Source organism: Saccharospirillum sp., assembly GCF_039982735.1.
In the GTDB taxonomy this organism is placed as follows: Bacteria; Pseudomonadota; Gammaproteobacteria; order Pseudomonadales; family Natronospirillaceae; genus Saccharospirillum.
The window spans coordinates 119,189-141,647 of the sequence record NZ_JBDWXV010000008.1; the positions used below are offsets into that span (position 1 = coordinate 119,189).

Sequence of the window (22,459 nt, forward strand, 5' to 3'; positions counted from 1 at the left end):
CACCCTCAGTTCAATTTTCCGTGACAGTGTTTGTACTTCTTGCCAGAACCACAGGGGCAGGGCTCGTTTCGGCCCACCTTGGGGGCCTGACGCGCCGGAGCAGCCTGGGCTGCCGCTGTATCGGGTGCCGAACCTGCGTCGGCTTCCGCCTTGGCGGCGTCTTCCAGCGGCGTTGCCTTGCTGTGTTCGAAATTCATTCGGGCCATAGCAGCTTCGCGGCGTTTGCGCTCTTCTTCGGCTGATTCTTCCGGCGTACGCACTTGAACGTGTGACAGGATGCGAATGGTATCGGCTTTAACCTGCTCGAGCATGGCCTGAAACAGCTCGAACGACTCGCGCTTGTATTCCTGCTTGGGGTTTTTCTGCGCATAACCGCGCAAATGAATGCCCTGACGCAGGTGGTCCATGTTGTAGAGGTGCTCTTTCCAGTGCTGGTCCAGCACCTGCAACATGACCTGCTTTTCGAACTGGCGCAGGGCCTGTGGGCCAGCGACCGATTCTTTCTCTTTGTAGTGAGCAACGGCGGCTTCAAGGATGCGTTCGCGCAACTTCTCTTCGTGCAGGTGGTCGTCGGCATCCAGCCATTCCTGAACCGGCAGTTTCACGCCGAACTCTTTCTGCACCGCAGTTTCCAAGCCAGAAATATCCCATTGCTCGGGCAGGCTCTGCGGCGGAATGTATTCGCTGATTTCAGCGTTGACGATGTCGCTGCGAACATTGTCGATCACATCTTCAATGCTGTCGGCCGCCATCAGGTCATCGCGTTGCTGATACACCACCTGGCGCTGAGAGTTGGCCACATCGTCGTATTCCAACAATTGCTTGCGGATGTCGAAGTTGCGGTTCTCGACCTTGCGCTGCGCCTTTTCGATGGCGTTACTGACCATTTTGGCTTCAATAGCTTCACCGTCTTTCATGCCCAGCGATTGCATGATGCCTTTCATGCGTTCGGGCATGAAGATTCGCATCAGGCTGTCTTCCATCGACAGGAAGAAGCGGGATGACCCCGGGTCGCCCTGGCGACCGGCACGGCCACGCAACTGGTTATCGATACGGCGGCTTTCGTGGCGCTCGGTACCAATAATGTGCAAACCACCGGCTTCGATCACTGTCTGGTGGCGTTCCTTCCAGTCAGCCTCGGCGCGTGCCAGAGCATCCGAGTCGGCGCTGTCGAGATCCAGCACTTCTGTTTCCCAGTTACCACCAAGCTTGATGTCGGTACCCCGCCCTGCCATGTTGGTCGCAATGGTCACGGCGCCGGGCTGCCCTGCCTGGGCAATCACCTGAGCTTCCCGGTCGTGCTGCTTGGCGTTCAGAATGTTGTGGGGCACCTTGGCTTTGGTCAGGGCTTCGGAGATTCGCTCCGACGCCTCTACAGAGGCTGTACCCACCAGAACCGGGCGCTTTTTGTCGCGCTCGGCAATGATGTCTTCAATCACTGCGTTGAATTTTTCAGGTTCGGTCAGGAAAATCAGGTCGTTAAAGTCGGTACGGGCAATGGGCTTGTTGGTTGGTATCACCACCACGTCGAGACCATAGATCTGGTTAAGCTCGAACGCTTCGGTATCGGCCGTGCCCGTCATGCCAGACAGCTTATCGTACAGCCGGAAATAGTTCTGGAAGGTGGTTGATGCCAGGGTCTGGTTCTCTTTTTGAACCTGGAGGCCTTCTTTGGCCTCTACCGCCTGGTGCAGACCATCGCTCCAGCGACGCCCGGGCATAGTGCGGCCGGTGTGCTCATCAACAATGACCACCTGGTCGTTTTGCAAAATGTAGTCGACGTTGCGCTGAAACATGTAGTGGGCTTTCAGGCCCGCCGTAACGTGGTGAAACAGCAAAAGATTGTGCGGTGCGTAAAGGGATTCGCCTTCTGGCAGCAAACCCGCATCCTGCAGCAGGGATTCAACCCGGTCATGGCCCTGCTCGGTCAGTTCAATGGAGCGATTCTTCTCATCGACCAGGAAATCGCCGTCTACAGCTTCTTCACCCTCGGTCGCTTCTTTGGCCGGTTTCAACGATGGAATCAGCTTATTGACCTGAATGTAGCGTTCGCTGGAATCTTCGGCAGCCCCGGAGATGATCAGAGGGGTCCGGGCTTCATCGATCAGAATGGAATCCACTTCATCCACAATGCCGAAAGCCTGACCGCGCTGGAATTTGTCTTTCAGGCTAAACGCCATATTGTCGCGCAGGTAGTCGAAGCCGAATTCGTTGTTGGTACCGTAGGTGATATCAGCCTGGTAGGCGGCCCGCTTTTCGTTCGGGTCCTGTTGTGAGACCACAATGCCGACTGTCAGCCCAAGCGCTTCATACAAAGGGCGCATCCATTCCGCATCACGCCGCGCCAGATAGTCGTTCACGGTGATGATGTGAACTCCTTTGGCAGGCAGGGCATTCAGGTAGGCAGCCAGGGTGGCTACGAGGGTTTTACCCTCGCCGGTCTTCATCTCGGCAATCTTGCCGGAGTTGAGCACCATACCGCCGATCATCTGCACATCGAAATGGCGCAAACCCAGTACGCGGCGGCTTGCTTCCCGCACCAGTGCAAAGGCTTCGGGGATCAGGCTGTCGAGCGATTCACCCTTTTCCAGCCGTTCACGAAATACAGCCGTCTGACCTTTGATCTCGTCGTCAGACAGGCGTTCCATGTCGGGTTCCAGGACGTTAATTCGCTGTACCAGGCGGGCCAATCGCTTAATTTCGCGGTCGTTCTTGGAACCGACCACCTTCTTCATCAGTGTCGTGAACATAGGAGAGTGTCGTTTTTTAGATTCGATTCAAAGACTTAGTGGTGGTCAACTATACTGACTGCAAGTGCTCTTGTCTTTGAAATTGTAAAAATAGTCTGGCGGGGGCTTTTCGGGCCATCACCCGAAAAGGTGAGGGGTGTCTATTTGGCCAAAACGCCCCGGACAGGACGCTAAAACCGGGCTACGCGATCGATGTATTTCGCCGGATCAACCGACTTGTCACGGTGCAGCACTTCAAAATGCACGTGCGGGCCAGTCGAGCGGCCGGTGCTGCCCATCAGGGCGACAACATCGCCCTTGCTGATCACATCACCTACGTTAACCAATATTTCCCGGGCATGAGCATAGCGGGTGACATAACCATTGCCATGGTTTACTTCGACCAGATTACCGTAGCCATATCGATCGCTCGCCCAGGTAACCACGCCGGCAGCGACGGCAATGACGTTCGAGCCTTCCTTACCAGCAAAGTCGACCCCGTCGTGCCAGGCTACGTTGCCATTGAAAGGGTCATTCCGGTAGCCATAACGGGAGCTCATCCAGCCGCGCTCAATAGGGCGGCCGGCAACAAAGGTAGAGGATTGTATTTTGCGGTCGCCCAACAGCGAGTCCAGTACAGACAATTGCTGCTCGCGGCTGTCGATCAGGCTGGAGAGTTCATTGAGGGCATTCACGAAATCGGGCGGTGAATAGGCATCACCGACATCGCTTTCCGGACCACCTACGGCCGGGTCGATGCTGAAATCAAACTCGCCGTCTTCAAGCTTGGCAACGTTAACCAGACGCTCACCGAGTGCGTCGAGGCGGGTCAGACGGGATTGCTGTTGGGCGAGTTTTACGGTTAGGGCACGAATCTGGTCTTCGGTATAACTGCGGGTACGTTCAAGCTCTTCTTCCTGAAACGCCATACGCTCCTGCCAGGCCTGAACCGCCCGGGAATCCATTACCAGAGGCGTATCGTCCTGATACCAGAGGTGCACCATGTAAGCGCCACTGCCCATCAGGCTGACCGCGATCAACACCAGGAATGCCACCAGCAGTGGCAATGATAACGTTCTGGAACGGCTATGACGCCGACTGACAAAGATCACGTTCATACTGCGCGATTACCTATCCTGAACAAGCGGCACGAAAGACCGGGACGAGTGTTTCGTGCGAACCGCCCGATCACCACTCAGTGCTGCCCTGCCAGTCGCAGGCGCCGTGATTGTGAGACCCGAGCGGTACACATGAGTTGTTAGCTTGTTGCAAGCACCGGCGCATAGGCGATGGGCACTGAAGCCGCTTCTTCATTTTCGAAAGTTACGAACTCCCAGGCGTCTTCCTGCTTGAGCAAAGCCCGTAACAGCAAGTTGTTCAGCCCGTGGCCCGACTTATAACCGACAAAGCGGCCAATCAGGCTGTGGCCCAGCAAGTACAGGTCACCCACGGCGTCCAGTACTTTGTGCTTGACAAACTCGTCTTCGTATCGGAGCCCATCTTCGTTCAAGATTTTGTAATCGTCAACGGCGATTGCGTTATTCACGCTAGCGCCCAGCGCCAGATTATTGGCTCTCAGGTACTCGAAATCGCGCATAAAACCGAACGTACGGGCCCGGCTGATCTCTTTCACAAAAGCCGTGGTGGAAAAATCCAGCTCGGCCGTTTGCGAACGATCACGAAACACCGGGTGATCGAAATCGATGGTGAATCGCACAGCAAAGCCTTCATAGGGCTCAAACCGGGCGATCTTGTCGCCATCTTCCACGATGACCGGCTTCTTAATACGAATAAAGCGTTTGGCCTTGCCCTGTTCTTCGATTCCGGCGGACTGCAGCAGAAAGACGAAGGGACCGGCGCTGCCGTCCATAATCGGCACTTCGGCCGCGCTGACTTCGATGTAGGCATTATCAATGCCCAGGCCAGCGCAGGCCGACAGCAGGTGCTCGACGGTGTCGATGCAGACATCACCCTTTACCAGGGTCGTCGACAAGGTGGTATCGCCCACATTCAGGGCATGGGCAGGAATTTCCACAACCGGATCAAGATCCGTGCGGCAGAAAACGATACCCGTGTCGACGGGCGCAGGTTTCAACGTCAGATACACCTTTTTGCCTGAGTGCAAACCCACGCCGGTAGCACGAATTGCGTTCTTGAGTGTTCTCTGTTTTACCATGCGTTCCGATCCTACTGTTTGGTTCAGCCAGTCGCTACTGGCTCAACGCCGTCAAAATATTAAGGGCAAGCATTCTACCAGAAGCTTGACAGCGAACCTACGCTATTTCTGTACAGATTCAGTCAGCCTGACGGCGCAAAAACGCTGGAATATCGAGGTAATCCAGGTCTTTCGCACTGCGCATTGGTTTGCTGTCTTCCGCTGCGGCTTCTGAAGGCTTGGCATTACGCACTGCAGTGGGGCGATCGAGCTTCTTGTAGTCGACACTGCCATCTGCTTTGCGGGTGTTATCTACCGCCACCTTGGGCTTGGCAGCCATGGCTTCGGCCTGGCCAATGCCAGTCGCTACCACGGTCACACGAATCTCATCACCCAATTCAGGATCAATAACCGTGCCAACTACAACAGTTGCGTCTTCAGAAGCGAATTCTTCGATGGTATCACCGACTTGAGTGAACTCATCCAGCCCCAGATCGACACCGGCTGAGATGTTGACGAGGATGCCTTTGGCACCATGCAGATCAACGTCTTCAAGCAGCGGGCTGCGAATCGCCATCTCGGCAGCTCTGACCGCACGGTCTTCTCCGGAGGCAATGCCACTACCCATCATCGCCATGCCCATCTCAGACATAACAGTCCTGACGTCGGCGAAGTCGAGGTTGATGGTACCGGGACGAATAATCAGGTCAGCGACACCTTGAACAGCGTTCAGAAGCACGTTGTTTGCTTCGGAAAAAGCTTCCAAAAGCGTCACATTCTTACCCAAAACGGTCAGTAATTTCTCGTTGGGGATAGTGATCAGTGAATCCACATGCTCGCGCAGCATGTCCAGACCTTCATTGGCGACCTTCATCCGGCGGCGGCCTTCAAACGGGAAAGGCTTGGTCACTACAGCGACGGTCAGAATGCCCAGTTCTTTGGCCACTTCTGCGACGACAGGCGCAGCGCCGGTACCGGTGCCGCCACCCATGCCCGCGGTGATGAACACCATGTCAGCGCCCTTGAGCACTTCGGCAATGCGCTCACGGTCTTCCAGCGCCGCCTGACGGCCTACTTCCGGGTTCGCACCGGCACCCAAGCCCCGGGTAATGCCATTACCCAGCTGCAGTTGGGTAGTGGCCTCTACGCCACGCAATGCCTGGGCATCGGTGTTGGCGCAAATGAACTCAACGCCATTGATGTGCGACTGCAACATGTGACGCACGGCGTTACCGCCGCCGCCGCCACAGCCAAACACCTTGATCACCGCCGCTTGCGGCTGTTCGTCGACGAGTGTGAACATATCGCCGCCGTTTACTTCCGGATCATAATGTTTCATTTTCCTGCTCCTTCCATTGTTTTAAGAATGGATGTTGTTGTTTCAGACCCGAAGGTCTGTGCCCTGAATGTGTGAGGGTCGTCCTGTCTTGGCTGCCACTTACTGCCTGAATGCGGCAACCGTCCTTTTTCCGATCCGGCGTACCGGCTCGGTCTTGCAAAATGGTTAAAAATTGTTCGCCATCCAGCTGCGAAACCGGGTCCAGGCGCTCTCTTTGGGAACCTGCGCCTGTTTGCGCACCCGAGTGGCGGGCTGCTTGCCGCCCTGAAGCTGCTTTAACCCGTACTGCAACAGGCCAACGCCGGTTGCGTGAATCGGGTTGGAGACCACATCCGACAAGCCCGAGACATTCTGCGGATAGGCCAGCCGGACTGGCACATGAAAAACCTCTTCGGCCAGTTCCACAGCGCCTTCCATCTTGGCAGTGCCACCCGTCAGTACGACTCCGGCCGGGATCATGTCTTCGAAACCGCTGCGGCGCAGTTCTGACTTGATCAGGTTAAACAGCTCCTCATAGCGCGGCTCGACCACTTCAGCCAGAGCCTGGCGGGTCAGTTCGCGCGCACTGCGGTCACCCACGCTCGGCACCTTGATGGTTTCATGCGCACCGGCCAATTGAGACAGCGCGCAGGCGTATTTGATCTTGATCTCTTCGGCATGCTGGGTCGGCGTGGCAAAGGCCATGGCGATGTCGTTGGTCACCTGGTCACCGGCAATCGGGATCACCGCCGTGTGGCGAATCGCGCCTTCAGTAAAAATCGCCATATCGGTCGTGCCGCCGCCAATGTCGACCAGGCAAACGCCCAGCTCCCGTTCATCGTCAGTCAGTACAGCCTGGGCAGAAGCCAGCTGCTCGAGAATGATCTGATCGACTTCCAGCCCACAGCGACGCACACATTTGTCGATGTTCTGCACGGCATTCTGGGCGCCAGTCACCAGATGCACCTTGGCCTCCAGTCGCACGCCACACATGCCCAAAGGCTCTTTAATACCTTCTTGTGAATCGATGATGTATTCCTGCGGCAGTATGTGCAGAATCCGCTGATCGGCCGGGATAGCGACGGCTTGGGCAGCATCGATCACGCGCTCAAGGTCAGCCTCGATCACCTCTTTTTCCTTGATCGCGACAATACCGTGGCTGTTCAGACTGCTAATGTGGCTGCCCGCGATGCCGACATACACAGAATGAATATCGCAGCCAGACATCAGTTCAGCTTCCTCAACCGCGCGCTGAATGCTCTGCACGGTGGATTCAATGTTCACCACCACGCCTTTTTTCAAACCGCGCGACGGGTGCGACCCCAGGCCAACAATCTCAATGCCGCCTTCGGCTGTCACCGTACCCACGATAGCGACGACCTTGGATGTACCGATATCCAGCCCGACGATCAATTTTCCCTGAAACGGCGATGTCATCTCTCACCTCATACCGATGGTTCAGAAGATGCCCGGTGTCCGACGGCCAGGCCGTTCGGATACCGCGCATCGATGTATTCAATCGTGCCGGGTGCCACGCCCTCTGCATTCAGCAGCACAACCACCCGACGTGTTCTTGCCAGCATGTCTTTGGACCCCAGCGCTACTTCAATGCCACTGTCCAGCGTGAGCGTCCACGCACCACGACGGTGCATTTCGACGCCATTGAGCCGCTGCCCTGCACCGGAAAAGACCCGGCTAAACTGCAGGTATTGCTCCATCACGCGCTTGGCCTGTGCGTCCGGCCCACTCAATTCAGCCAGAACCAGTTCAGCAACCGGACGGCTCAGCGGCTCACCGTCGCTGTTTAGCACCTGATCGCCGTTCCAGCGGGCGACCGGCTCATGCTCGGTTACGGCCAGTTGCAACCGGTCGGGCCAGGCTTTGGTGACACTCACTTCGGCTATCCAGGGCAACTGTTCCAGCCTCTGCTGCACCTCACCCGGCGCAATGGTCAGCAAGCTGCGCCCGCGGAAAGCCTCCATGGCCGTATCCAACCTGTTGCGATCTTCATAAACCAGCAGTTCATCCACCTGCCAAGTGGTGACCGCCATGGGGCGCCAGTCCAGTGATACGTCCTGCTCGGTCACCCACCGACCACCAACAACCAATACCGCGACAGCCAAACCACCCGCCAATGCCTGCGCTGACAGGCGCAGTGCGCGCCGCCAATTGCGCGGCGGTTTGCTGGGCTTGCGCGGTACAGCGCCCTGGCCGCGTCGCTTGTGCTCGGTCACGCCCGCTGCTCCGGCACCGTGGCCAGAATCCGGTGCATCAGCTCCGGCAATGGCCAGCCATGCGCTACCGAGGCTTTGGGCACCAGGCTGTGATCGGTCATACCCGGAATGGTGTTCACTTCCAGCACAAAGGGCTGTCCGGCACTGTCCATCATCAGGTCAACCCGCCCCCAGCCCTGGCAGCCCAGCGCCTGAAAGGCTTTTACCGACAGTGCTTTCACCTCGGCTTCCTTAGCGTCCGATAAACCCGAGGGCAAGGCATAGTGGGTGTCGTCTGCAATGTATTTGGCGTTGTAATCGTAAAACCCGGACGCCGGCTGCAAGCCAATCACCGGTAATGCCTGATCTCCGATAACAGCGACGGTGTATTCCTTGCCCACCACGAACTGTTCGATCATGACCTCGGTGTCGAACTGGAACGCCAGCGCACAGGCTTCACTCAGACCGGAAGCGTCTTCGACCCGGCTCATACCAATACTCGAACCTTCATGCACCGGTTTGACCATGACCGGGTATTCCAGCTGGCTAGCCAGTGCCGTGCATTCTTCTGCCGATCGCACCACCGCAAACGGCGGTGTCGCAATCTGGCTAGCGCCGAACACCCATTTACTGCGCAATTTGTCCATTGCCAGAGCCGACGCCAGAACGCCACTGCCCACATAGGGTATGCCCAGCCATTCGAGCAGGCCTTGCAGCGTGCCATCTTCGCCGCCCCGGCCATGCAGCACCGGGAATACCAGATCAAGCCCGGTGGTTTGCAGCCAGCTGATCAGCTCCGGACGACCGGTTACGTCGTGCTCGGCCACCTGATACCCTGCCTCTTGCAAGGCCCGGATAACGGTACGTCCACTGCCCAGAGCAACCTCGCGTTCAGCTGACTGCCCGCCATACACCACACCCACACGTGGGAATCGCGCCAGGGTTTCAGTATTGACGAATGCAGCACCGGTCATGATTCAAACCCCAGCCTTGCTGCAGCAATGTCGGCCGACAGCGCCCCAACATCACCCGCGCCCTGCGTTAACAGGATGTCTCCGGCCCGCAACACATCAGGCAGTACATTCAGCACCTTGTCTTTATGTTCGATAAAAATCGGATCTACCCGGCCGCGCAGCCGGATGCTACGACTCAGACTGCGGCCATCGGCACCGGCAATGGTCTCTTCCCCGGCCGGATACACATCCAGTAACAACAACACATCGACTTTGGACAACACGTCGACGAAGTCTTCATACAGATCCCGGGTGCGGCTGAACCGGTGCGGCTGAAACATCACCACCAGGCGACGATCTGGCCAGCCCTGACGAATGGCATCGAAGGTCACTTCCAGTTCGCGCGGGTGGTGTCCATAGTCGTCGACCAGCATCACCTCACCACCGGGAACCGGGTATTCGCCCTGCAACTGGAACCGGCGACCCACGCCTTCAAAACCGTTAAGCCCCTGGCAGATGGCGTCGTCCGTCATGCCTTCATCGGTCGCAACGGCAATGACGGCCAAGGCATTCAGCACGTTATGCATGCCAGGCATATGCAGCACGATGTCGAGCGGCTCGTGTCCGCTTGGCCGGTGCACACGGAACTCGGTCCGGCCACTGATCTGACGAACATCCACAGCGCGGTAGTCGGCATCCGAGGCCAGCCCATAGGTTACAAACTGGCGTGACAGGCGCGGCAATATGGATTGAATGTGCTCATCATCGGCACACAGCACCGCCAGCCCGTAAAACGGCAGGTTGTGCAGAAACTGGATGTAGGTGTCTTTGAGCTTTTCGAAATCACCTTCGTAGGTATCCATGTGATCGGCATCGATATTGGTGACGATCGCCGTCATCGGTTGCAGATGCAGAAAGGAGGCATCGCTCTCATCCGCTTCAGCCACCAGATAGCGGCTGGTGCCCAAACGGGCATTGCTGCCCGCGCTGTTGAGCTTGCCGCCAATCACAAAGGTCGGGTCAAAACCACCCTGCGCCATCACCGAGGCCATCAGCGATGTGGTGGTGGTTTTGCCATGTGCACCGGCAATGGCAATGCCGTGCCGGTAGCGCATCAGTTCGGCCAGCATTTCGGCACGGCGAACCACGGGAATGCGACGATCCAGTGCCCATTTCACTTCCGGGTTCAACGGGTTAATGGCACTTGACACCACCACAACATCAGCGCCAATAACGTTATTCTCATCGTGACCGATAAACACCGTGACACCCATGGCGGCCAGCCGCTCGGTAGTCACGCTGTCTTTCAGGTCGGAACCACTGATGTTGTAGCCCTGGTTATGCAACACCTCAGCGATGCCACACATGCCAACACCGCCGATGCCGATAAAATGGATGCGGCGAATGCGGCGCATTTCAGGAATCGGAAACTCTTGTCCGTTGTTTATATCCAGGCGCGTCATGCCGCGTCCTCCACTGCCAATTCGTTAATCACCGAGACTACTCGCTGCGCGGAGTCCCGTATTCCGCAGCGCCAACTGTTCGTGGCCCGGGTCTTCAATTCGGTTCGGTGGCTGTGCCAGTAGGTCAGGCGTTCAGCCAGCCAGGTGCCAGTAAAGTCGGCCTGGTCGATCAGCTCAGCGGCCTGTTCATTCACCAGCCATTCGGCATTGCGAACCTGTTGCTGATCGCGATGCCAGGGGTACGGCACCAGAATGCTGTAGGCACCTACGGCGGCGAGTTCCGATACCGTCGATGCACCACTGCGGCACACCACCACATCGGCCCAGGCGTAGGCTTTGGCCATATCGTCAATAAACTCAACGACGCTGCCTTCTACGCCAGCGGCCTGATAGGCCGCCAGGGTTGCTTCAACTTTGCCACGGCCCGCCTGATGCCAGAGTTCGGGGCGTGTTGACTGGGTAAGCGCGCCAACGGCACGGGGCACAACCTCGTTCAATGCCTGGGCACCCTGACTGCCGCCCATCACCAGCACCCGCAACCGCCGGTGACCACCGAGGCCGCGCTGTACCGGCTCTCCCAGCCCAAGCAGTGCCTTGCGCACCGGGTTCCCGACCACTTCCACATCGCCGGCAAAGGTGCCGGGGAAAGCCTGCAACACCCGGGTCGCGCGCCCGGCCAGGCGAGCGTTGGTCAGGCCGGGAATGCCATTTTGTTCATGCAACACCAGCGGTACCCGGCGCAACAACGCCGCAATACCACCCGGTGCCGACGCATAGCCGCCAAAACCAACCACTACGCCGGGGCGCAACTGGGTCAACACCGACCAGGCTTGAGCCAGTGCGCGAATCAGATTCAGCGGCGCCATCAATTTGCGAAGCAGCCCACCGCCCTGCCAGGCAGAAACCGACAGGGCGTGAAGGTCATATCCGGCTTTTGGCACCAGCGTCATTTCCATGCCACGACGCGCACCCAGCCAGCTCACGGCATAACCGGCTTCCTGCAGCGCTTCAGCCACTGCCATCGCCGGGAAAATATGACCGCCGGTTCCGCCAGCCATGATCAGCACACGCTTCATTTGGCCCCCTTCGCGCTCATGCGCAAGGTTTCGCCATAAACACGATTAACCAGTGCTACCAACGCCATGCACACCAGCAGGCTGGTCCCGCCCGCGCTGACGAATGGCAAAGTGAGGCCCTTGGTAGGCAACAAGCCGGTATTCACACCGACGTTGATAAAAATCTGAATCGAAAACAGCATGGCGATGCCGTAGCTGACAAAAGCACCGAACAAATACCCTTTTTGCTCTGCCAGACGGCCAATGGCGAACATCCGGTAAATCAGCGCCGTAAAGAGCCCCAGTACAACCATCACGCCGACCAGGCCCAGCTCTTCACCAATAATGGCCAGAATAAAGTCGTTGTGGGCCTCCGGCAGGTAGAACAGCTTCTGCATGGAATTGCCCAGGCCAACGCCAAACCATTCACCCCGTCCAAAAGCGATCAGAGACTGGGTAAGCTGGTAGCCGCTGCCATAGACGTTCTCTTCCGACCAGGGGTCCATGAACGACAACAGCCGCTGTACTCGGTAGCTCTGTGCAAACGCCATCAGCGTTACTGCACCTGCCGCCGCGAGCACGGCCAGGAAAAACTGGCCGGCCTTGACGCCCCCCAGAAACAACATGCCGAGAATGGTACCGATCACCACCACCACGGTGCCGAAATCGGGCTCCAGCAACAGCAACACCACCATCACCGACATCACCAGCAAGGGTTTAACGAACCCGGACAGACGGCTGATGACTTCATCCCGGCGCCTTACCAGATAAGAGGCGACGTACAGAATCATCGCGACCTTGCCCAGTTCGGAAGGCTGAAAACCCACCGGGCCGAGATCAATCCAGCGCCAGCTGCCTTTTACTTCCCGGCCGATGCCCGGTATCAGCACCAACACCAACAGAACCATCGCCAATACCAGTAGCAGCCAGCTGAAGGATTGCCACAATCGCAACGGCACCGCACTCACCAGATAGGCCAGGCCAAAGCCGAGCACCATGTAAACCGCATGGCGCAAAACAAAGTGGTGAGGCACACCGAACGTCTGTTCACTCACATCGATGGATGCCGAGCCGATCATCACCAGACCAATCAGCAACAGCGCCATGCTGGTTCCCAGCAAAACCCGGTCGGGCTGCCACATGGGTTGATAGGCAACCGCCAAACGATCAGACAGTAACGGCAGGGCATTCGCCTGAGCAGTCATAGGCGCGCCTCCACCCAGGACCGAAACACATTGCCCCGATGCTGAAAGTCATTGAACTGATCAAAACTGGCACAGGCAGGTGACAACAACACAATGTCGCCGGTGAGCGCTTCTGCTTCGGCTCCGGCCAGTGCCTGCTCCATGGTGTCGGCCCGGTGAACGGTGCTGGACCGTCCGCCAGCGGACAGCGCGGCGACAATCTGCTCCTGATCCTGACCAAACACCCAGGATGACTTGCACAACTTCGCCACCGGCTCGTTCAACGAACTGAAATCGGCCCCCTTGCCCTGACCACCCAGCAACAGGATCAGGCGCCCTGGATGATCACGGCCCAGTCCATCGACAGCGGCCAGGGTGGCACCCACGTTGGTGCCTTTTGAATCATTCACAAACTGCACACCATTAATGGACCCAACGGGCTCGCACCGGTGCGGCAAGCCTTTAAAGGACTTCAAGGATGCCAGAATGGCGTCGCGGCCCAGGCCAATGGCCTTAGCCAGCGCCATTACCGCCAGGGCATTGCTGCGATTGTGACGACCAGGCAAGGCAACGTCGCTTGCCGGGAACCACAGGTCACGACCACAGGCCAGCCAGGCTTCGCCTTCATGCTCCAACACTCCAAACTGATTCAGATCGGGCTGACCCAGGCCAAAGGTTGTCTGGGCGACACCGGTTGGCAGCAACGGCGAGGTAAGAACGTCATCCCGGTTATACACAGCGTGACGGCAGCCAAAGTAAATACGCTGCTTGGTTTGCTGGTAGGCGGCAAAGCTCGGGTAACGGTCCTGATGGTCCTCGGACACATTCAGTACCGTGGCCACATCGGCACGTAAGGGCCCGACCAGCTCCAACTGAAAGCTCGACAGCTCCAGAATCGCCAACTCGACGGGCTCCTCCAACAAAGTAAGCGCCGGCTGCCCGAGATTGCCTCCAACCACATAAGACAGCCCGGCACGGCTGGCGATATCCGCCAGCCAACTGGTGACCGTCGATTTGGCATTGGACCCGGTGATCAACACGGTGCGGCCCTGATGCGCCTGGCAAAACAGCTCGATGTCGCTGCTCAGACGGACTCCGTTAGCGAGCGCCGTCTGAACCGCCGGAGTCGATAGCGGCACGCCCGGACTCATCACCAGGACATCCACCCGGGTCATGACATCGGCATCAAAGCCACCGAGCGTGACGTCAACGTCCGGAAATTCAGCCCGCAACGTATCCAGCCCCGGGGGCGTCTGCCGGCTGTCGATCACCGAAACCAACTTGCCCTGCGCCACCAGATAACGGACACACGACAGCCCCGTAGCCCCAAGGCCCACGACTAAATAATGTGTGTCTGCTGCTATCAGTGCCATATCAGCGAATCTTCAACGTTGCCAAACCGATCAGCACCAGAATGACGGTGATGATCCAGAACCGAACAATGACCCGGGGTTCGGGCCAGCCTTTTAATTCATAGTGGTGGTGCAGGGGTGCCATCCGAAAAATCCGCCGGCCGGTCAGCTTGTATGACGCGACCTGCAGAATCACCGATACCGTCTCGGCCACGAAAACACCGCCCATAATAAACAGCACCAACTCCTGCCGAACGATCACTGCCATCACACCCAGGCAGGCGCCTAGCGCCAGCGATCCCACATCCCCCATAAATACCTGGGCCGGATAAGTGTTGAACCACAAAAAACCGAGGCCGGCGCCGACCAGTGAGCCACATATGATGATCAGCTCACCCGCGCCCGGCACGTAGGGAATCTGCAGGTATTCTGAATACACCGTATTGCCGCCAACGTAAGCCAGCACGCCCAGAGCGCCACCGACCAGTACCGTGGGCAGAATCGCCAGGCCGTCCAGGCCATCGGTCAGGTTGACCGCGTTGGACGTGCCGACAATGACGAAATAGGCCAGCACCACAAAAAAGCCACCCAGTACAATGGCGATGTTCTTGAAAAACGGCACATAAAGGGTGTTCGCCACAATGTAATCACCTGATGTCCAGAACAGCGCCAGCGCACCGCCCAGACCAAACACCGACTGCCACAAATACTTCGAGCGGGCCGACAAACCGCGACTGTCACGCTTGACCACCTTGCGATAATCATCAACCCAGCCAATGGCGCCAAAACCGGCGGTCACCAGAATGGTGATCCAGATGTAACGATTACCCAGATCAGCCCACAGTAGCGTCGACACAACGATCGACACCAGAATCAGTGCGCCGCCCATAGTCGGGGTGCCAGCCTTGCTCAAATGACTCTGAGGTCCGTCGGTCCGAACCGACTGCCCAATCTGGTACTGACGCAGTGTCCGAATCAGCCAGGGGCCCAGAACCAGCGACACACCAAGCGCCGTCAGCACGCCAAAAATGGCTCTCAGTGTCAGGTACTGCAACACGCCGAAGCCGGAGTGGAGCTGAATGAGGTACTGTGTCAACCAAACAAACATCAAGGTTTCCTTTTCAGGGTTTCTACGACCCGTTCCATACCTGCACTGCGCGATCCCTTGACCAGTACTGCGGTGGTTTCTGTCAATCTGGATGGCAATGCATCCAGCAATTGCTTCAACGTTTCAAATGACTGACCGCCAAAGGCGTTGGCGGTCACGGATGATTCAGTTCCCAGCGTCCAGAGCGACTGAATGCGGCCTCGCGCGTATACACCCAGCTCCTGGTGCAGAGCGTGGCTATCGTCGCCAAGCTCCGCCATATCGCCCAATATCAGCAAGGTATCGCTGCTTTGCTCCGCCAATACATCGATGGCGGCTTTAACCGACGCCGGACTGGCGTTGTAGGCATCGTTGATCAGAATACCGCCATGCCCGGACACCAGCGGTTCCAGTCGGCCGGGCTCGGGCTGCATTTGTGACAACCCCTCGGCGATATCCAAAGGTGAAACCCCGGCCAGCCAGGCCGTTGCCGCAGCAGCGGCCGCGTTCAGCGCCATGTGCTTGCCCAGCATCGACCAGGAGACCGAAATATCACCATCGGGCAACGACAGGGTGAATTCACTGCCGGTGCCCGAAGCCTGGAAAGACAACAGGCATACATCTGCACGGCTGTGCTGCCCGAAACTGATCACTCGACGATCAACCGCCCGCTTCAGCCAGCCCTGATAACCCGGGTCGTCATGATTAAGTACACAACCGCCATCGCGTTCGGTGCCTTCAAGAATCTCGCCTTTAGCCTGGCGAACCTGTTCCAGGCCACCAAAGCCGCTTGAATGGGCTTCAGACGCATTCAGCAGCAGACTGATGTGCGGACGGGAGAAGCGGGTCATCCATTCAATCTCTCCGATAGCACTGGCCCCCATTTCAAGCAACACGCGCTGATGCTGATCACTCAACCTAAACCAGGTCTTCGGTACACCAATGTCGTTATTGAAATTGCCCTGTGTCGCCAGCAACCCGGGCTGCTGGTTAAAAATATGCTGTAACATTGACCGGGTAGAGGTCTTACCGGCGCTGCCGGTAATGGCCACCACCTGGCCTTCAAATGCGTTGCGCAGCAGCCCGGCCAAATACCCCAGCGCCAGCCGCGTGTCGTCCACCACTATTTGCGACACCGGGCAGTCAGCAACGGGGTTATGCACGACAATAGCCGCCGCCTGCTTGAAAATGGCGGTCGTCACATAGTTGTGCCCGTCGAACAGGTCGCCCACCAATGCAACATAGACATCGCCTGGTGCAACGGTGCGACTATCGGTTGAGACCTCCCCGATAACCCGGTCTTCACCAATAAGCTGCCCCTGACAGGCAGAAGCCCACTGACTCAGTGTCGGACTACTCCACATGGTTAACCTCCTGCCAGGCCAACACCGTTTCCTGATCTGAAAACGGATGCCGTGTACCCATGATTTCCTGATAGGCCTCATGGCCTTTTCCTGCAATCAGCAACACATCACCTGCGCCGCAGCGCGCCAGCGTTTGCTCGATGGCGGACCGCCGGTCGGGGATTTCAGTCACACGATCCGGGTGGGTAAAGCCCGGCCGGATATCAGCCAGAATGGCTGCCGAGGCCTCACCACGAGGGTTATCGTCGGTGACCACCACAAAATCGGCTCCCTGCTCGGCTGCGGCGCCCATTTCGGGGCGCTTGCCGGGATCGCGGTCTCCGCCGCAGCCAAAAATCACACCCAGTCGCCCGGATACATGGTCCCGGCAGGCCGACAGCGCCTTGCTGACGGCATCGGGCGTGTGGGCATAGTCAACGACCACGGTGAGGCCTGAGTCGAGCGTCAGTTTTTCCATACGACCCTTGACCGGGCGCAAGGTCGATAACACCCGCGCGGCGGTCGACAAGGGTACAGATTCAGACAGCAGCACCGAAAAAGCGGCCAGTGCATTGCTCAGGTTAAATTGCCCGAGAAGAGGAAGATTCAATTCAGTTTCGCCCCAGGGCGTTGCGATCACAGCATCGATGCCACCGGGATGGCACTGGTGAGAAACCACGCGAACATCTGCCTCGGGCGCATGACCAAAGGTAATGACCCGCTCGGCCACAATGGTGTCCAGATGCTGCTGCACCCAGGCATCGTCGAGGTTCACAATGGCATTCACCAGGCCCGGCCGCTGGAACAGAGTCCACTTGGCGTTGCCGTAGGCTTCCATGGTGCCGTGATAGTCCAGATGGTCACGGCTCAGATTGGTGAAGACCGCCGTCTTGTAACGCACACCGGCAACCCGTCCCTGAACCAGACCGTGGGACGACACTTCCATCGCACAGAAACGCCCACCCTGGTCGCGCTGGCGCGCCAGCTCACGGTGCAAGCGCACCACATCGGGCGTAGTGTTAATGGTTTCCTGCAAGGCACCCCACAAGCCCTGACCATTGGTGCCGATGATGCCGCAGCGCTTACCCAGGTAATCCAGCGACTGGGCAATGTACTGGCAGGTCGACGTCTTACCGTTGGTGCCGGTAATGCCGATCATTTGCAGGTGGTCACTCGGTGCCTGATAAAAATCGTGCGCCAGCTCACCCAACCGGGCTTTAAGATCGGAAACGACCACAACCGGCACGTCAGTGCCGGTGACCGGGTGTTCAGCGATGACCGCAACCGCACCAGCCTTGACCGCCGCGTCTATATAATCATGACCATCAACGGCCGCCCCTTTCAGTGCAATGAACACATCCTTGCGGCCCACTTCACGGCTGTCGAGCGTCAGATCGCGCACGGCCAGTCCAGACAGCTCAGGAATACCAGGCAAACCATTATGCAGAGGCATCATTGATCACCCTCCATGCGTGCCTGGGGTGGAATCAGATCCGGCTCGACGCCCAGTAAAGGCAGTGCCTGCCGCATAATGCCGTTAAATACCGGAGCAGCCACCCGACCACCATAATAAGCATCGGAAGGGGGTTCGTTGATCACCACCACGGTGACCACCTCGGGATTTTGAGCTGGCGCCACTCCAACAAAAGTCGACATATAGCGATCGTCAAAATAGCCTTCACCGCCCACCTTGTGCACGGTACCTGTCTTGCCTGCCACACTGAACCAGTCGAGCGTGGCGGAGGTGCCGGTACCGCCCGGTTGCACCACGGTTTCCATCATCGCCAGGACCTGACTGGAGATTTCGCCGGAGATAACCTGAGGGCCCGTCTCAATGGGCGCATCCATCAAAATGCGAGCGTTGACCTTGTGTCCGCCATTGGCCAGGGTCGAATAAGCTTGGGCCAATTGCAGTGGCGTGACCGCAATCCCATAGCCATAGGCCATGGACGCTTGCTCGACCGGCCGCCACTCCACCTGATTCGGCAAGCGGCCAACCGCTTCACCGGGGTAGCCAATGCCCGTACTCTGACCCAGACCCAGCGAGTAGAGCATGTTCCAGATATCCTGCCCTTCGAGCGCCAGCGCTACCTTGGCCATGCCAATATTGCTCGATTTGGTAATAATGCCGGTCAGATCCAGTTCACCGTAATTGCGAAAATCGCGAATGGTGTAGCTGCCCAGCCTCATATAGCCAGGACTGGTATCAATAACGGTGTCGGGCCGGAACTGGCCACTTTGCAGCGCAACCGCCATGGTAATGGGCTTCATCACCGAACCCGGCTCAAACTGATCGGTCATCGCCCGGTTACGCATGGCGGCAGGCGTCATGCTGGCCCGATTATTGGGGTTAAAGCCAGGCTGGTTCACCATAGCCAGCACATCACCGGTATGCACATCCATCATGACTACCGACCCGCCGGTTGCGCCCATCTGCGTCACGGCTTTCTTCAGCTCCCGGTAGGCCAGATACTGCAACCTCAGATCCAGAGTCAGACTCAGATCCCGACCGGCCTTGGGGGCTTCCAGCTCGCCAACATCACGCACCGACCGGCCAATCAGATCGCGAATCACTTCTTTCTTGCCAGCACGTGACTGCAGTTGCCGGTCGTAAGCCAGTTCAATACCTTCCTGACCACGGTCGTCAATATCCGTTATCCCAACGATATGACTGGCCACTTCACCCGCTGGGTAATACCGCTTGTATTCGGTCAGCCCATAAACACCGGGAATGCTCAGCGCCAGAATTTCTTCCGCGTCAGAAGGCGCCAGGTGCCGGGTTACGTACATGAACGCGCGGTGTTGCTGGCGGCGCGCCGCCAGCGTGCGCTCACTCACCCCTGATGCCGCCGCGAGACGGCTGATATCGGACTCGCCAAGCTCGCGAGGGTCTGCCCAGACAGAAACCACGGGCGTGCTGACCGCGACCGGCTCACCATGGCGATCGGTCAACATACCGCGGGGCGCGTTAATCACTTCCGCACGCTGCCAGCGCGAGGTACCCTGGTCGATCAGAAACTCCTTCTCAAGTACCTGCAAACTGAGCACGCGCCAAACCACGACCGCCAGCAGAGCCAGCAGCACGATTTGAACAAAATGAAAGCGCCAGTTTGCCAACATGTTTTTTCTGGTTTCCCTTTTAAGTGACTTAACTCAATCTGTTTGTATTTGCCGTTCGTTTCGGTTCAACCAACGCATCTGCTCTGGCTCAGGTTCCGACATACCCAACTCTTCGCGTACCAGACGCTCGACCCGGGCAGGAGACGAAAAAGCGCTCTCTTCCAGCAGCAAGCGCCCCCACTCTTCTTCCAGGCGCTGCCCTTCCAGTCTCAACGACTCCAACTGGGCAAACTGCACTCGGGTCTGGTAGGTCACCTGAATGACCCCGAAGGCGGACACCAGTACCGCAACCAGCAACCCCAGCGTCAGCAATCGGGCTGGCCAGGACATCACCAGACCTCCATCACAACTTCTCAGCAACCCTGAGGGTTGCACTGCGCGATCGAATATTGCCCTGCACTTCAGCCGCACTGGCCTTGATCGGTTTACCCACCTTTTTCATGGTGCGCGGAATCTCTGCCTCAAGCACCGGCAAACCCGGCGGTAATTCAGGGCCCTGCTCCTGCTCACGAATAAACTGCTTAACCAGCCGGTCTTCCAGGCTGTGAAAGGTAATGACCGCGAGCCGGCCACCGGGGGCCAGCAATTCAACGCAGTCGGCCAGCAGCGTTTCCAGATCAGCCAGCTCTGCGTTGATGTGAATGCGGATTGCCTGAAAACTGCGCGTTGCCGGGTGCTTGTGACGCTCCCAGGCCGGGTGCGCCTTCGACACGATGTCCGCCAACTGCAAGGTTGTGGTAATGGGTACCTCACCGCGCGCGCGCACTATGGCGCGGGCAATCCGGCGGCTGTAACGCTCATCGCCGTAGCGAAACAGTACATTGGCCAGATCTGTCTCGCCGACATGCGCAATCCACTGCGCTGCACTGACGCCCGAGGTCGGATCCATGCGCATATCCAAAGGGCCATCCGCGCGAAAACTGAACCCCCTGCTGGCATCGTCCAACTGCGGCGAAGACACTCCCAGGTCCAGCAAGATGCCATTGACCCGGCCGGCCAGATCGCGCTGCTGCAACTGAGATTTCAAATCGGCGAAGCTGGCGTGGCAGACGCTTACCCGGGAATCCTGCTCAGCCAGCTCATTAGCCGTCGCTATCGCCAGCGGGTCCTTATCAACCACGACCAACTGGCCCGCAGGCGCCAATTGCTCTAACAACAAACGGCTGTGACCGCCCCGCCCGAAGGTACCGTCGACGTAGACGCCATCCGCCACCTGCAATGCCGCCACGGTCTCGTGCAGCAAAACGGTTTCATGACTGAACGCCTGGTCCGGTGTTGGGGTCACAGTGAAATTTGCTCCAGTTCTTCAGTTAAGGTGTCTTCATCGCCAGCTTCATCCAGGTAGGCATCGCGCGTGCGCTCCCACAGTTCTTCCGACCACAATTCAAATTTGTTGCCCTGACCCAGCAGGACGACTTTTTTATCCAGGCTGGCATAATCGCGCAGCGGCGGCGGAATCAGCACCCGGCCGGAACCGTCCATCTCCACATCCGTCGCATGACCGACCAGCAACCGCTGAATACGGCGGGCCGCTTTGTTGAAGCTGGACAGTGCAGTGATTTTTTCCTGAATGACTTCCCACTCATCCAGCGGGTAGATCAGCAGACAGCGGGCTTCAGTATCAATGGTGACCACTAGCTGGCCTTCGGCCAGCGCCTGTAACACCGAGCGGTAACGACTAGGCACGGCGAGGCGACCCTTGGCATCCAATGCCAGGGTGTGCACTCCTCGGAGCATGATTGTGTCGGTCGCTCGTGCCATGGTGGTCGTAATCCGTTGTATTGGTCTGACTTCCTGTTGGGTTGTGCCGGATGCGTGCCCGGATGCCTAACGGCCAATTCCGGTCAATCCCTGCCCTTCAAACCCACTTTTTGCCACTTTTCTCCACATAACGACACTATAGGAGCCACGCGACCCACAAGCAAGTGGTCACTAGCCGGGGAGCTTCAGAAAAAACCACTAAAAACAGCAAGTTAGGAAATAGCGCACAAACTCGCACCTCAAAGTTAGCGACCACTAACACACCAAACCCAAGCAAACAGACCAACTTGGCCGCTCAAGTTAAAGTGACACATTAAGTTAAAGAATATTTTGGAATATAAAACCAATTAATAAGTCGACCAGGGAATTAGAGAAGCAGAACACCGGTCAGATGTGAAACGGCGCACAGCCGCATCGTTACGGGCTTTGCGGTTTGCTGACAATGGACAAAAGGGAAGTGGAGAACCAACTCACTCAATTTAAAAAATACGCCAATAAAAGCTGAGGTAAGAATTTTTTTCTGGAAGACGCTTGCATTGGGGTTTAAACGAATTAATGGAGATCTATTCAAAACGACGCCAAGCAAGTGCAGGCTGCCGGGTTAACCTGTTCGTGGGAGTCCGCAGCAAGGACTAAAACGCCAGGAGCGTTTTAGCACGAGCGCAGCGAGCCCGGAGGGTGAATCCCATGGAGGGGATTCATATTCTGCGGCCTAGGATCCATGGA

The 22,459-nt window shown here is 57.7% G+C and carries 18 protein-coding genes; all 18 read right to left on the bottom strand.

The window, feature by feature from the left end:
- Nucleotides 1-5 precede the first annotated feature (5 nt).
- The 18 genes from secA to mraZ all read right to left on the bottom strand — a co-directional run bounded on the left by secA (nucleotide 6) and on the right by mraZ (nucleotide 21,709).
- Nucleotides 6-2,750: a preprotein translocase subunit SecA gene (gene secA / locus ABJT94_RS05220; protein WP_348477183.1), complete on the bottom strand. Its 2,745-nt coding sequence runs from the start codon at nucleotides 2,748-2,750 to the stop codon at nucleotides 6-8.
- Between the two features lie 170 nt (nucleotides 2,751-2,920).
- Nucleotides 2,921-3,847 carry a peptidoglycan DD-metalloendopeptidase family protein gene (locus tag ABJT94_RS05225; protein WP_348477182.1) on the bottom strand — a complete coding sequence of 309 codons (927 nt, stop codon included), beginning with the start codon at nucleotides 3,845-3,847 and terminating at the stop codon, nucleotides 2,921-2,923.
- 140 nt (nucleotides 3,848-3,987) lie between these two features.
- Nucleotides 3,988-4,905, bottom strand: a complete 918-nt coding sequence (lpxC, locus tag ABJT94_RS05230) for a UDP-3-O-acyl-N-acetylglucosamine deacetylase (RefSeq protein ID WP_213679309.1) — start codon at nucleotides 4,903-4,905, stop codon at nucleotides 3,988-3,990.
- A 118-nt stretch (nucleotides 4,906-5,023) separates the two neighbouring features.
- Nucleotides 5,024-6,187 (bottom strand): cell division protein FtsZ, encoded by a 1,164-nt coding sequence (gene ftsZ / locus ABJT94_RS05235; RefSeq protein ID WP_127557857.1) that lies wholly within the window; start codon nucleotides 6,185-6,187, stop codon nucleotides 5,024-5,026.
- Nucleotides 6,188-6,388: 201 nt separating this feature from the next.
- Nucleotides 6,389-7,639: a cell division protein FtsA gene (ftsA, locus tag ABJT94_RS05240; RefSeq protein ID WP_213679310.1), complete on the bottom strand. Its 1,251-nt coding sequence runs from the start codon at nucleotides 7,637-7,639 to the stop codon at nucleotides 6,389-6,391.
- A gap of 8 nt (nucleotides 7,640-7,647) precedes the next feature.
- Nucleotides 7,648-8,436 carry a cell division protein FtsQ/DivIB gene (locus ABJT94_RS05245; protein WP_348477180.1) on the bottom strand — a complete coding sequence of 263 codons (789 nt, stop codon included), beginning with the start codon at nucleotides 8,434-8,436 and terminating at the stop codon, nucleotides 7,648-7,650.
- Nucleotides 8,433-9,389, bottom strand: coding sequence for a D-alanine--D-alanine ligase (locus tag ABJT94_RS05250; RefSeq protein ID WP_348477179.1), 957 nt, complete (start codon nucleotides 9,387-9,389; stop codon nucleotides 8,433-8,435). Before ABJT94_RS05250 ends, ABJT94_RS05245 begins: the two co-directional genes overlap by 4 nt.
- A complete protein-coding gene (murC, locus tag ABJT94_RS05255) occupies nucleotides 9,386-10,831 on the bottom strand; it encodes a UDP-N-acetylmuramate--L-alanine ligase (RefSeq protein WP_348477177.1) in 1,446 nt (481 codons plus the stop codon). Before murC ends, ABJT94_RS05250 begins: the two co-directional genes overlap by 4 nt.
- Complete coding sequence (murG, locus tag ABJT94_RS05260) at nucleotides 10,828-11,907, bottom strand: undecaprenyldiphospho-muramoylpentapeptide beta-N-acetylglucosaminyltransferase (protein WP_348477176.1); 1,080 nt, start codon at nucleotides 11,905-11,907, stop codon at nucleotides 10,828-10,830. Before murG ends, murC begins: the two co-directional genes overlap by 4 nt.
- Nucleotides 11,904-13,091, bottom strand: a complete 1,188-nt coding sequence (gene ftsW, locus ABJT94_RS05265; RefSeq protein WP_348477175.1) for a putative lipid II flippase FtsW — start codon at nucleotides 13,089-13,091, stop codon at nucleotides 11,904-11,906. The genes murG and ftsW overlap by 4 nt, the downstream gene beginning before the upstream one ends.
- Nucleotides 13,088-14,443, bottom strand: a complete 1,356-nt coding sequence (murD, locus tag ABJT94_RS05270; protein ID WP_348477174.1) for a UDP-N-acetylmuramoyl-L-alanine--D-glutamate ligase — start codon at nucleotides 14,441-14,443, stop codon at nucleotides 13,088-13,090. The genes ftsW and murD overlap by 4 nt, the downstream gene beginning before the upstream one ends.
- Nucleotide 14,444: 1 nt before the next feature.
- Nucleotides 14,445-15,530 carry a phospho-N-acetylmuramoyl-pentapeptide-transferase gene (mraY, locus tag ABJT94_RS05275; RefSeq protein WP_348477173.1) on the bottom strand — a complete coding sequence of 362 codons (1,086 nt, stop codon included), beginning with the start codon at nucleotides 15,528-15,530 and terminating at the stop codon, nucleotides 14,445-14,447.
- A complete protein-coding gene (gene murF, locus ABJT94_RS05280; protein WP_348477172.1) occupies nucleotides 15,530-16,873 on the bottom strand; it encodes a UDP-N-acetylmuramoyl-tripeptide--D-alanyl-D-alanine ligase in 1,344 nt (447 codons plus the stop codon). Before murF ends, mraY begins: the two co-directional genes overlap by 1 nt.
- Nucleotides 16,863-18,308, bottom strand: a complete 1,446-nt coding sequence (locus ABJT94_RS05285) for a UDP-N-acetylmuramoyl-L-alanyl-D-glutamate--2,6-diaminopimelate ligase (protein ID WP_348477170.1) — start codon at nucleotides 18,306-18,308, stop codon at nucleotides 16,863-16,865. Before ABJT94_RS05285 ends, murF begins: the two co-directional genes overlap by 11 nt.
- Entirely contained in the window at nucleotides 18,305-19,972 is a 1,668-nt protein-coding gene (locus tag ABJT94_RS05290) for a penicillin-binding protein 2 (protein ID WP_348477169.1), read from the bottom strand. Before ABJT94_RS05290 ends, ABJT94_RS05285 begins: the two co-directional genes overlap by 4 nt.
- 33 nt (nucleotides 19,973-20,005) lie before the next feature.
- Nucleotides 20,006-20,302, bottom strand: a complete 297-nt coding sequence (ftsL, locus tag ABJT94_RS05295; protein ID WP_348477167.1) for a cell division protein FtsL — start codon at nucleotides 20,300-20,302, stop codon at nucleotides 20,006-20,008.
- 13 nt (nucleotides 20,303-20,315) lie between these two features.
- Nucleotides 20,316-21,257 carry a 16S rRNA (cytosine(1402)-N(4))-methyltransferase RsmH gene (rsmH, locus tag ABJT94_RS05300; RefSeq protein WP_348477166.1) on the bottom strand — a complete coding sequence of 314 codons (942 nt, stop codon included), beginning with the start codon at nucleotides 21,255-21,257 and terminating at the stop codon, nucleotides 20,316-20,318.
- Entirely contained in the window at nucleotides 21,254-21,709 is a 456-nt protein-coding gene (gene mraZ, locus ABJT94_RS05305) for a division/cell wall cluster transcriptional repressor MraZ (RefSeq protein ID WP_127557859.1), read from the bottom strand. The genes rsmH and mraZ overlap by 4 nt, the downstream gene beginning before the upstream one ends.
- Between the last annotated feature and the right edge of the window lie 750 nt (nucleotides 21,710-22,459).

What these genes read in the sequence shown, in the direction of transcription:
- secA (WP_348477183.1), bottom strand. Translation starts at nt 2,750, where the DNA reads ATGTTCACGACACTGATGAAGAAGGTGGTCGGTTCCAAGAACGACCGC.
- ABJT94_RS05225 (WP_348477182.1), bottom strand. Translation starts at nt 3,847, where the DNA reads ATGAACGTGATCTTTGTCAGTCGGCGTCATAGCCGTTCCAGAACGTTA.
- lpxC (WP_213679309.1), bottom strand. Translation starts at nt 4,905, where the DNA reads ATGGTAAAACAGAGAACACTCAAGAACGCAATTCGTGCTACCGGCGTG.
- ftsZ (WP_127557857.1), bottom strand. Translation starts at nt 6,187, where the DNA reads ATGTTCACACTCGTCGACGAACAGCCGCAAGCGGCGGTGATCAAGGTG.
- ftsA (WP_213679310.1), bottom strand. Translation starts at nt 7,639, where the DNA reads ATGACATCGCCGTTTCAGGGAAAATTGATCGTCGGGCTGGATATCGGT.
- ABJT94_RS05250 (WP_348477179.1), bottom strand. Translation starts at nt 9,389, where the DNA reads ATGACCGGTGCTGCATTCGTCAATACTGAAACCCTGGCGCGATTCCCA.
- murC (WP_348477177.1), bottom strand. Translation starts at nt 10,831, where the DNA reads ATGACGCGCCTGGATATAAACAACGGACAAGAGTTTCCGATTCCTGAA.
- murG (WP_348477176.1), bottom strand. Translation starts at nt 11,907, where the DNA reads ATGAAGCGTGTGCTGATCATGGCTGGCGGAACCGGCGGTCATATTTTC.
- ftsW (WP_348477175.1), bottom strand. Translation starts at nt 13,091, where the DNA reads ATGACTGCTCAGGCGAATGCCCTGCCGTTACTGTCTGATCGTTTGGCG.
- murD (WP_348477174.1), bottom strand. Translation starts at nt 14,443, where the DNA reads ATGGCACTGATAGCAGCAGACACACATTATTTAGTCGTGGGCCTTGGG.
- mraY (WP_348477173.1), bottom strand. Translation starts at nt 15,530, where the DNA reads ATGTTTGTTTGGTTGACACAGTACCTCATTCAGCTCCACTCCGGCTTC.
- murF (WP_348477172.1), bottom strand. Translation starts at nt 16,873, where the DNA reads ATGTGGAGTAGTCCGACACTGAGTCAGTGGGCTTCTGCCTGTCAGGGG.
- ABJT94_RS05285 (WP_348477170.1), bottom strand. Translation starts at nt 18,308, where the DNA reads ATGATGCCTCTGCATAATGGTTTGCCTGGTATTCCTGAGCTGTCTGGA.
- ABJT94_RS05290 (WP_348477169.1), bottom strand. Translation starts at nt 19,972, where the DNA reads ATGTTGGCAAACTGGCGCTTTCATTTTGTTCAAATCGTGCTGCTGGCT.
- ftsL (WP_348477167.1), bottom strand. Translation starts at nt 20,302, where the DNA reads ATGTCCTGGCCAGCCCGATTGCTGACGCTGGGGTTGCTGGTTGCGGTA.
- mraZ (WP_127557859.1), bottom strand. Translation starts at nt 21,709, where the DNA reads ATGCTCCGAGGAGTGCACACCCTGGCATTGGATGCCAAGGGTCGCCTC.